This is a genomic window from Gorillibacterium sp. sgz306347, assembly GCF_059735245.1.
Window position 1 is genome coordinate 24,199 of sequence record NZ_JCAPET010000049.1, and the last position, 10,440, is coordinate 34,638.

At 62.5% G+C, this 10,440-nt stretch carries 7 protein-coding genes; 1 reads left to right on the forward strand and 6 read right to left on the reverse strand.

What is annotated here, in order from left to right; translation table 11 throughout:
• Positions 1 to 24 precede the first annotated feature (24 nt).
• The 6 genes from AC6I6H_RS19390 to AC6I6H_RS19415 all read right to left on the reverse strand — a co-directional run bounded on the left by AC6I6H_RS19390 (position 25) and on the right by AC6I6H_RS19415 (position 8,248).
• Positions 25 to 912, reverse strand: a complete 888-nt coding sequence (locus AC6I6H_RS19390; RefSeq protein ID WP_497955762.1) for a DUF58 domain-containing protein — start codon at positions 910 to 912, stop codon at positions 25 to 27.
• Complete coding sequence (locus AC6I6H_RS19395; RefSeq protein ID WP_497955764.1) at positions 909 to 1,898, reverse strand: AAA family ATPase; 990 nt, start codon at positions 1,896 to 1,898, stop codon at positions 909 to 911. The genes AC6I6H_RS19390 and AC6I6H_RS19395 overlap by 4 nt, the downstream gene beginning before the upstream one ends.
• A gap of 41 nt (positions 1,899 to 1,939) precedes the next feature.
• On the reverse strand, positions 1,940 to 3,916 hold the full coding sequence (locus AC6I6H_RS19400) for a DUF8809 domain-containing protein (protein ID WP_497955766.1): 1,977 nt from the start codon (positions 3,914 to 3,916) through the stop codon (positions 1,940 to 1,942).
• An 89-nt stretch (positions 3,917 to 4,005) separates the two neighbouring features.
• Positions 4,006 to 4,923 (reverse strand): ABC transporter permease, encoded by a 918-nt coding sequence (locus tag AC6I6H_RS19405; protein WP_497955768.1) that lies wholly within the window; start codon positions 4,921 to 4,923, stop codon positions 4,006 to 4,008.
• A complete protein-coding gene (locus AC6I6H_RS19410) occupies positions 4,923 to 5,849 on the reverse strand; it encodes an ABC transporter ATP-binding protein (protein WP_497955771.1) in 927 nt (308 codons plus the stop codon). The genes AC6I6H_RS19405 and AC6I6H_RS19410 overlap by 1 nt, the downstream gene beginning before the upstream one ends.
• Entirely contained in the window at positions 5,846 to 8,248 is a 2,403-nt protein-coding gene (locus AC6I6H_RS19415; RefSeq protein ID WP_497955772.1) for a DUF8725 domain-containing protein, read from the reverse strand. The genes AC6I6H_RS19410 and AC6I6H_RS19415 overlap by 4 nt, the downstream gene beginning before the upstream one ends.
• A gap of 195 nt (positions 8,249 to 8,443) precedes the next feature.
• On the opposite strand from AC6I6H_RS19415, the gene fumC reads away from it, so the two are divergent.
• Positions 8,444 to 9,832: a class II fumarate hydratase gene (gene fumC, locus AC6I6H_RS19420; RefSeq protein WP_497955774.1), complete on the forward strand. Its 1,389-nt coding sequence runs from the start codon at positions 8,444 to 8,446 to the stop codon at positions 9,830 to 9,832.
• Positions 9,833 to 10,440 lie beyond the last annotated feature (608 nt).

Here is a 10,440-nt window from a genome sequence, read left to right on the forward strand (position 1 = left end):
GTCAGGTTCCTCCTTTCAGCCGGCCTACCGGATAAGCCCTTCCGAGCGAAAAGCGCCCGTAACGGTGTCGGCCGCGCCGGTGTCCGTGACCGCGAGAGCGTAGGCGATTCCCCGTTCCCGGCAAAAAGCGGCCAGGTCCCGGGTGTATCGGCGCACGGCTTCTTCGTAAGCGCGAATAATTTTGGGGCTGAGGGCCACCTCTTTGCCGGTGCCCGACTCGCTGTCGATGAGGCGGAGGTCGCCGGCCAGACCGGGAGCGAGCTCTTCCGGAGAAAGCACCTGCACCGCCACCACTTCCTGCCGGGCGGCAAGCAGATAGGAGAGGGCTTCCTCCACGCCGGATTCATACAGAAAATCGGAAAATACCCAGGCCATCCCCGGCTGCTTGGGCACCGCGAGCGGCGTCATCAAGGCGGCGGCGATGTCGCCGCTTTCCTCCGCCTTGGCATTTTCCAGAAAAGCAAACAGCCGATGGGCCGAGCCTTTGCCGCGCAGTAGCGGAAGCGAGCCGTTTACGGCGGAGCCGAAAAAACGCACCGAGGTCCGGTCATAGCCGCAAAGGGTCAGGTAGCCGATGCAGGCGGCAAGCCGGCGGGCGTGAAGAAATTTGTCGGGGGTTCCGAAATTCATCGAGCGGGAGCAGTCGATGTAAAGGTGCACCTGCTGCTCGCGCTCGTCCAGGTACTGCTTGATGAACGGTTTGCCGGTGCGCCCGTAGACGTTCCAGTCCAGCTGGCGCGTGTCGTCGCCCGGCGCGTAGAGCCGGTAATCGGCAAATTCCAGCGAGGAGCCGGCCTGCCGGGAGCGCCTCCGTCCCTGCATCGATCCCCGGATGCGTGCCTTGGATGCGACCGTCAGCCGCTCCAGGCGGAGAAGATCGCGGGGATCGGGAAACAGCGGCGCGCCGCTCATGAGCCGCCGTCCGCCGCGGCGAGCACGTCCGCGATGACGGAGTCCGGCGAGACGCCAAGCGCCTGTCCTTCAAAATTGAGCAGCAGCCGGTGGCGCAAAGCCGGATAAGCCACCTCGCGGATGTCGCCGGCCGAAACGTGAAACCGGCCCAGGCTGAGGGCGCGGATTTTTCCCACGGTGATCAGCGCCTGAATGCCCCGGGGGCCGGAGCCGAAGCGGACGTAACGGCGGACCGAATCAGGCGCGCCGGCCTCGGCGGGATGCGTGAGCGTCAGCACCCGGACCGCGTAATCCAGAATGTCGTCCGCGACGAGAATGTCTTTGGCGCCTTCCCGGATTTCGTTCAGAAGCGCCCGGTCGGCCGCTTTTTCAGCCTTCGGGTTGTCTGAGGAGGTCGTCCGCCGGACGATTTCCTTCAGTTCCTCCGCCGTGGGGTAGGCGACGTTGATTTTGAGCAGAAACCGGTCCAGCTGCGCTTCCGGCAGCGGATAGGTGCCTTCGTTTTCAATCGGGTTTTGCGTGGCCAGCACGAAAAAGGGGGCGGGCAGCCGGTGCGTTTCGTTCCCGATGGTCACAGTTTTCTCCTGCATGGCCTCCAGGAGCGCGCTTTGCGTTTTGGGCGTGGCCCGGTTGATTTCGTCGGCCAGCACCAGATTTCCGAAGATCGGGCCCTGCTGAAACCGGTAAGCCGTCTCGCCTCCGGTTCCGAATTGAATCACGTTAGTTCCGGTAATATCCGACGGCATGAGGTCGGGCGTAAACTGAATGCGCGAAAAGCCGAGGTCGAGCGTATCCGCAATGGTGCGGACGAGCATGGTTTTCCCCAAGCCCGGAATCCCTTCCAGCAGCGCGTGGCCGCCGGTAAAAATGCACCAGAGAATCTGCTCGACGACATCCTTTTGCCCGACGATCACCCGCCCGATTTGTTCGCGCACCTGTTCCATCGCGGTCCGCCAGCGGTCCGCTTGCGCGGTCGTTTCGATCAAAGCCTCCACCTCGTTTTCTGATCATTTGTTAAGTCCATGGGCTATTCGGGGTTGATGCCGGAAAAGTAATCCCGGACCAGGTTTTGCAGGTTTTGCGGCAGGGGGTCGCGTTTCAGCGATTCCTGAGCCTCCGCAGCGTAGTCGCTGTACACTTCCTCGTACGGGCGGGATGCTCCGTCGATGACGGGCGCCTGCCCGCCTTTTTGCACTTGGCCGCCGCCGGGCTGCGCCGGACCGCCGTCCTTTTGCACATTGCCGCTGCCCTGCATATCGCGGGGCGTGGTGACCAGGTTGCGGCCCCCCGCGCCGAGTCCGGCGCCCGAGCCCGTTCCCTGGCCGGCACCTTGCCCGCCGCCTGCACCGCTTCCCGCACCGGCACCCTGTCCGCCCCCTGCGCCGCTACCAGCGCCTGCACCCTGTCCGCCGCTTGCGCCGTTCCCTGCGCCGCCGCTTTGCCCGCTGCCGCCCGCGTTGTTCCCCGCTTCGCCGCTTTGCCCGCTGCCGTTTGGGCCGCCGCCGTTTGGGCCGCCGCCTTCGCCCGCGTGCGGGCTTTGCGGATCGCCGGCGCTTGCGCCTTCTCCGGCCGCGGCTCCCTGCGCCATCGCGCTGGCCAGCCCGCTCGGAGACCAGGCGGCGGAAGCCGGCGATCCGCTCGCCGCCAGCTGGTCGGCCATCGGGATGCCCATTTCGGCCAGCTCCTTGCCCTGCTCGGCAGCCAGCCGCCCCAGCGCCTCGTCCTTCAGCGCATCCTCCAGGGCTTGTTGGAGCGACTCTGAAAGCCGCTCCATATCGGCGGCGAGCTCGGAAGGATCACGGCCTTCCTCGCGCAGCTTTTTGGCGGCCTCCAGCATGGCCTCCATCAGCTGCTTCTGCGCATCGGTCAATTCGGCGCCCTTCAGTTGAGCCGCCGCCTGCTCCAGCTGCTTGGCGAGCGCCGCCTTTTGCTCGGACGACATCCGCAGCACCTGCCCGGCCAGCTCGCTTCCGGCTTTTTGCAGGGCGTCCGCCATTTGCTTCTGCAGGCTTTCGCCCAACGACTTGAGGCCCGGCTGCTGCCGCATCGCTTCGGCCAGACGGCGGGTCGCCGCTTGCCGTTCTTCGGCTTGCTGCAGCTGCTTCTTCATTTCGCTGAGCGTCTTCTCCATGTGATCCAGCGCCGTTTTGGGGCTGCCGGTTTTCTTCAGGTCTTCCCCGAGGCGGGCCAAGGCGTCGTCAAGCGGCTTTTTGGCCGCCGGCGGAAGCTTGGCCGCTTCGACTTTTTCACGGAGCTCCTCCGTTTCCTTTCGTTTCTCCGCTACCCACTGCTTTTGCTGTTGTTTCTCGGCCGCGATTTGATCCTGCGGATTCGGCAGCAGCATGAGCAGGGCGATCGCTCCGAACAGCCCGGTCAAAAGCGCCAGCGGCTTTCGCAGACGCGGAAACGGAACATGTCGCGCCGGATTGGCCGCGGCCTTCCGGGCAGCCGCTTCCGCCTCCTGTCGCTGAAGGAGGACGACGGGCCGCGGGTCGCCGGCAAACGCCAACGCCGTTGCGGCCGGGTTGCCGTCCGCGTGCCGGTCTGCGGCCGCGGCGGCTTCCTCGTAAGCGACGGGCCGCAGCAGGCCGTACAGGAACCCGGCAAGTCCGCCCGCAAGGAGAAGCAGGGCCGAGGCAAACCGGTAGGACAAGAGGGGCGTAAACCGCGCCGCCGCAAGCAGCAGCAGGGCGGCCGCGCACCCGGTCAGAAGGCCGGCAAGGCCGTTTCGGACCGCGCGGACCAGCCGGATGCGGCGGATGACCGGGCGCAGCGTACGGAGAAACAAAGGCAGCTCGCCGCCGGCCGGCACAAACCGCTTGCGTTTCCGGCCGCCGTTCGAACCGCCGCCGCCCGGCTTGAACCGTGCGAGCAGTCGGCCTCCGAAGCGTACGGCGCGCTGAAGCGGCCCGTACCGGTTTTCCTGCCCGCCGATAGGCGGCAGGGAGGAGCCGGGGCGCACCACGCCTCCGGCCAAACGGTTCTCCGGTTTGCTTTTTTTCATGGTTGCACCTGCCTAACCCGCCTGCGGCCGGGGGCCGTCAGCGAAAAATGATCCTTGCTCCTGGGCTCGGGCGGACGTATCGCGCATCATCAGCCTTCAGCCTGCGGCCGGGGAGGCTCGGCGTGTTTTTTGCGCCGGGCCGCAGGCCGGATGGAGCGGATGCTGAGCAGAATCGCCGCGGCGGCCACAAGGGCGAACACGATGACAAAGATCTGCCACAGCTCCAAAGGGGCCGGATTGGGGCCGGTATTCGGGCCGTTAAAGACGGAATCGGAAAAAGTCGGTTCAAATACGCTGACGAGCGCCGCAACCGGGTTCAGCCCGATAACAAAGCCGCTCCAGTCAAAGCTTTGCGAACCTGTATAACTGCCCCTAAACGATTGTGACGTCACCATTTTGATGAACAAGTAAGCGAGCCCGGTGCCCCCGAACAGGAACAGCGTCACGCCGTAAGTCGCAATGACGGACATCATGGTACGCTTGAGCAGAGTTGAGAAAAGAACGCCGATCGAGCCGAGAACCAGCATGATGAAAAGGTAAAACAGAAAAACGAGCAGCAGCTGGAGGGGCGATATCCCGCCGAACAGAAACACGATGCCGTACAGCGGCAGCGTGGCGACGACGATTAGCACCATAAAGCTGAGGGAGGACGCCAGCTTGCTCAAAATGATCGTCGTGGAGCTTTGCTGCGTCGTCAGCAGCATGTTCAGCGTCTGCTTTTCGCGTTCTCCGCTAATCACGCCTGCCGTCAGTCCCGGCGTCATGAAGGCAATCAGGACAAGCTGGGCGATGCTCAAGACATAGAACAGCATCCGGCTTTGGGTCGGATCGAAGCTGGTCGCTCCGTTCGAATCCGATCCTACCGTAACGTACAAAACGCCAAGGGCGATCAGGCCGATGGCCAACAGGTAAAACATCAGGGCAAGCGGCGTCCGCACCGTCCGCATCCGCAGCCGGAATTCCTTGTCCAGCACGGGGTTGACCCATTTCGCGCGCCAGTTTCCCATTACACGCCGCCTCCTTTTGTGATCTCCAGAAACACGTCCTCCAGATTGGTCTGCGCCTCGTTAAATGAGACGATCCGGAAGCCGCCGGCGATCATTTCCTGTAAAAGCGCCGCCTGGTCTTCGTCCTGGCCGGAAAAATGGACATGCAGGCCGTCTTCGTCCGCGAGCAGCGAAGAGGTATACGGGCGGTCCCGGAGGAAGGCTGCGGCTTCCTCGATCCGGTCGAGAAGCCGGATGTGCAGCACCCGTTTTACCCGCAGCCGGTTTTGAATGTCGTGCACCTTGCCCTGCGCCACCATTTTGCCATGCTCGATGACGCCGATGTCGTCGACCATCTCCGCCAGCTCCGGAAGAATATGCGAAGAGATGATAATCGTCTTGCCCATCATTTTCAGTTCTTTCAGGATTTCCCGCATTTCGATCCGGGCCCGAGGGTCCAGACCGGAGGCGGGCTCGTCGAGAATCAGCAGCTCCGGGTCATGCACCAGGCTGCGGGCGAGGCAGAGACGCTGCTTCATGCCGCGGGAAAGAGAGTCGACGTAGAAGTCCGCTTTGTCGGACAGGTTGACCAGCTCCAGGAGCTGGGGAATGAGCTTTTCCCGGTCCGCGCGGCCGATGCCATAACTGGCTCCGTAAAAATGCAAATACTCCGTCGTTTTCAATTGGTCGTAGACGCCGAAAAAGTCCGGCATATAGCCGATCAGCCGGCGGATTTCCTTCGGCCGCTCCGTGACGTCGATGCCCGCGATTTTGGCGGTGCCGGAGGTCGGCAGAAGCAGCGTGGCGAGAATGGACATCGTTGTGGATTTGCCGGCGCCGTTCGGGCCGACGAATCCGAATACCGTGCCTTTGGACACGGACATGCTCATGTCGTCAAGCGCGAGAAAGGAGCCGTAGCTTTTGGTCAAATGGGCGATTTCAATCACGGGGACACCGTCCCTTCCAAAGTAAGCTGAGGGAAGAAAAACGGCCCGGTCTGCTTGGACACGGCTTTCATCCGCACGGTTCCGGTTTCGCCGACAAACCGGCCCGGTTCGTCGCCGGCGTCCCATTCGGCGTTGCGGAAGGAAACGTCTTCCCATTGTTCATCGTTGAAATTCCAGATTTGCACCGCCACCGGCATCTGCTCCATAATGGACGCCTTCAAGGAAGAGACGGCTACCGGCTTCCCGGATAAATTCAGCTTGTATTCAAACGTCAGCTCGCCCGGCTGCACCGACACCATTCCGTTTGGCTCCTGGACGGGGGAGCTCATGGTGCTTTCGGTGATCACCGGCTTGATCATGCCGTAGGGCAGGCTGACCGCATTGCCCGCAAGCCAGTCGATCTCGACGTCCTGCACCCACAGGTTCAGGCGGTCGGAACGGGAAATGTCTCCGCCTTTTACGCTCAGGTCGGACACCTGGTCCTTGCTCCAGCCGGCAAGGAAGGGCTTGGCGTTGCCGTCCATGGTGCGTTCGTCGATGTACTGGGCGATCAGGCTGCGTTCCCGCCGGTCATCGTCAAAGTTCGGTCCGAACGGAAACATTTGCTGGGCGATTTCGCCTCCGCTGATGTAGGCGCCGTTCGGATAGCTCATGGACGACAAGTTTAAGGTGGCGGTAAACGGCTTGCTTTCTCCGGGCTCCAGCTTGCCGACCGGGAAGCTTTGGGAGCCGTAGACCAGGTAGACATCGGAGAGGGCGGCGGGCGTCCGGTTCGTGACCTGGCCCGCCAGCTTTCCGGCTTCGGTGCGGATGTCCGCCTCCAGCTGGCCTGTTCCGGCCGGCAGGCCGTTCGTCCACTGCACCTTGCGTACGGACCAGTAAGGCACATTTTGCCACTGGATTCGGGTCTCGTTTTCGTTTAACGCCAGCGCGGCGGCCGAGGAGCCTTGCAGATTCACCGCCGTTCCGCCGCCATAGGCGGCATCGAACGGAAGCGCAAGCGATTGGGCAGGAAGGTCCGCGGCCACCGTGCCGCCGCGCGGCGAGAAGATGGCGGCAAAGGAATGCCGCACGCCTCCGCCTTCCCCGTCGAGCTCAAACCGGTTCAGCTCGTGGGAAAGGGTCGAGGATTTGTCGGATGCGCCCACCAGGTAAATGATTCCCGTGGACAGGATGGCGGCCAGCGGGATGATGCCCCAGGCCCACTCGCGTTTGTCCAGCCTTTTCAGGATGAGGTACAGCAGAGGGCCGACAATCAGCACGTAGCCGGCAAAAAGCGCCGCAAGCAGCCCGAGCTTCGGGGGACGGATGGAAGGGAACTGGTTCAGTCCCTGATCGATTTCCCAGGCGTTGTTAAACCAGCCCATGGAGCTTTGCATGGCGCCGGTCTGGGGTCCCAGAATGGTCTGCCAAAGCACGGAGTTGCCCTTCCACGAAGCAAGCGCGGGTTCGGTAAGATCATATGCAACGGCAAACACTTGGCCTTTGCCGGTGTTCCGGTAAGTAACGAGCGGAACGCCGTCCTGCTCCAGAAGCACGGTTCCTCCTTCGGCAACGCTTCCCTGCGCTACCGTAACGGCGTTCGAAAGCGGGAGAGGGGCGCCCGTAAACTGCTCCAGCGCCTGGAGAGCGGCGAGTTGTCCCGTACCGGTATAGGCGAGCGGGCTTAGGTCTGGAAACGCCTTCGCCGTTTTCGGATAATTGGCTCCTCCGGCGAGGATCAGCGTCCCGCCCGCTTTCACCCAACCATTTACCGCTTCGGTCTGCTTCGGGGAGAGGGTATCGGTTGCAAAATCGTTCAAAACCAGCGCATCCAGCCCGTCCAGCATAAGCGCCTCGTCGGGCAGGGTTTGCGCGTCAAGGTTCAGGGTGCGGACGAAGCTGCCGCCCGACCGGATCGCCGCCAGAAAAGAAAGCGTGTCGGGATCGCGGGTCATGCCGGCTGCAATGTAGCTTGATTCCATCCGGAGGGACAGATACGCTTTTTGCTCCAGCGGGACAAGGTCGCCGTTTGGCCCTCCTTCCCGAAACTCCACCTTGCTGTTCGTTTGGGTGTACGCCAAAGCGGGGAGCGTCATCACAACGGTTTTGACGGCTCCCCTCGGCAGGTCGATATCTTTTGAGTAGACGACGTCTTCTTGGCCGCCCATCGGATTGACCGCCGTGACCATGAGGCTTCCGCTCAGGTCGTCGCCGGGATTGGTCAGGGTGAAGCGGACGGGCGCCCACCGGGTTTCTTTTCCGAAGCCTTCGAATCCGGCCTGGACCTGAATATCGAGCTTTTGCGGGCCGGCGTCGGGTTCGGAGAAAGCGGCTCCGGGCGCCGCCAGGGCAAAGACGGCCAAGAAAAGGGCGGCGGCCAGCGGCCGCAGCCTTTTGCGCGTTTTGAATAAGTTCAACCGAGTAGTCCCCCTGTCAACGAATCTCTTCTTCTAAGTAATAACGGATTGCGGCGGAAAAAGTTGCGAGAATCTGGAAGTGCGCGCCGCTTGGCGGACGATTGGAAACGCTCCCGAAAATGAAATAGAATAAAGAGGCGACGATACGGCGAAGGCCCGAACGGGCTGCCGAACTACAGGCAGGGAGGAAACGGGATGGACTACCGGATCGAAAAAGATACGATGGGTGAAATCAAGGTGCCGGCGGATAAGCTGTGGGGAGCGCAAACCCAGCGGAGCAGCGAGAACTTTCGGATCGGCTGGGAACGGATGCCGCTCGAGGTCATCCGCGCCTTTGCCGTCCTGAAGAAGGCGGCCGCGCTGGCCAACCGGGATTTGGCCGGCCTGGAAGCGGAGAAGGCGGACGCGATTGCCGTCGCGGCCGACGAAATTCTCGGCGGGCGCTGGGACGACCATTTTCCGCTTGTTGTCTGGCAGACGGGGAGCGGCACGCAGTCGAACATGAACGTGAACGAAGTGATCGCCCGGCGCGCCAATGAGCTTCTGGAGCGGCAGGGCAGCGGGCTGAAGGTGCATCCGAACGATGATGTGAACCGTTCGCAAAGCTCGAACGACACGTTCCCGACGGCGTTGCATGTCGCCGGGGTGCTGGCGGTCGAGCGGACGGTGCTGCCGGCGCTCGCGGCGCTCCGGGACACGCTGCGGAGCAAGGAAGAAGCGTTTCAGGATCTGGTGAAGATCGGGCGGACGCATTTGCAGGACGCGACGCCGCTTACGCTTGGACAGGAAATCGGCGGCTGGCGCGCCATGCTCGACAAAACCGCCGCCATGATCCGGCAGAGCCTGGACGAGCTGCGCGAGCTTGCGATCGGCGGCACCGCAGTCGGGACCGGACTGAACGCCCCGGCCCGCTTCGGCGAGGCCGTGGCGGCGCAAATTTCGTCGCTTGCGGAAACGGCCTTTGTTTCGGCGCCGAACAAATTCCACGCGCTGACCAGCCACGATCAGATCGTATATGCGCACGGAGCGCTGAAGGCGCTGGCCGCCGATCTGATGAAAATCGCCAACGACGTCCGCTGGCTGGCGAGCGGTCCCCGCTGCGGCATCGGCGAAATCCGCATTCCCGAAAACGAGCCGGGCAGCTCGATCATGCCCGGAAAGGTCAACCCGACCCAATCGGAAGCCATGACGATGGTGGCGGTTCAAGTGATGGGCAACGATGCGACCATCGGCTTTGCCGCAAGCCAGGGCAATTTCGAGCTGAATGTGTTCAAGCCCGTCATCATCTACAACTTTTTGCAATCCGCCCGCCTGCTGGCCGATGCGATGCTCTCGTTCAACGAGCACTGCGCGGTGGGCATCGAGCCGAACCGCGAGGTCATCGCCCGTTATCTGGAGGACTCGCTCATGCTCGTGACGGCGCTCAACCCGCACATCGGCTATGAAAAAGCGGCGCTCATCGCCAAGACGGCGCACAAGGAGGGCACCTCCCTGAAGGCAGCCGCAGTCAAAACCGGGTTTCTTACGGAGGAGCAGTTCGACGAATATGTGAAGCCGGAAGAGATGATCCGGCCGGCAGACTGAAACGAGCCGCCCGCCCCTTGATGGGGCAGGGCGGCGTTTTTGTTGGCTGGACCGCGAGACGCTTGGTGTTTAGATTCGCGGATCAGCACGGACAGGATGGTTGGTCCGCTCTGCTGCCCGGCGTTGGGGCATGTCGCCCGGAGGCGAGCGGTCGGCGGCCCCGTATGGAGGAAACGGCTGGACAGCTACAAGTGGCTATTGAACCTAAGGTGACCGGGGGCGCCGGCGAGTATTGAACTGCTGCGGCAGAGGGAAACAAGCGCCGGCGAATTGCCAGGAGCTGCCGCCGAGGCCAAAAGGTGCGCGGCGAATTCTAACGGTTGCCACAGGGCTTAAAGTGGCGTAAACAAGCGCCGAAGAATTTCTAAAGGCCGCCGCTAAGGCTAAAGCGGGCCAGAAGGATCGCGGGCGAATTGCCAGGAGCTCCCGCCGAGGCTAATAGCGGGCCAAAAGGAGCCCCGCGAATTCTAACGGTTGCCACAGAGCTTAAAGTGGCAAAATTAAGCGCTGCAGATTTCTAACGGTTGCCACAGGGCTTAATGCTGTGTTTATAGCTCTTTTTGGCAGTAGACTTGCAAAAAAACTTACATGGTGCCTGTAAGAGGATA

What these genes read in the sequence shown, in the direction of transcription:
- AC6I6H_RS19405 (WP_497955768.1), bottom strand. Translation starts at nt 4,923, where the DNA reads ATGGGAAACTGGCGCGCGAAATGGGTCAACCCCGTGCTGGACAAGGAA.
- fumC (WP_497955774.1), top strand. Translation starts at nt 8,444, where the DNA reads ATGGACTACCGGATCGAAAAAGATACGATGGGTGAAATCAAGGTGCCG.
- AC6I6H_RS19390 (WP_497955762.1), bottom strand. Translation starts at nt 912, where the DNA reads ATGAGCGGCGCGCCGCTGTTTCCCGATCCCCGCGATCTTCTCCGCCTG.
- AC6I6H_RS19400 (WP_497955766.1), bottom strand. Translation starts at nt 3,916, where the DNA reads ATGAAAAAAAGCAAACCGGAGAACCGTTTGGCCGGAGGCGTGGTGCGC.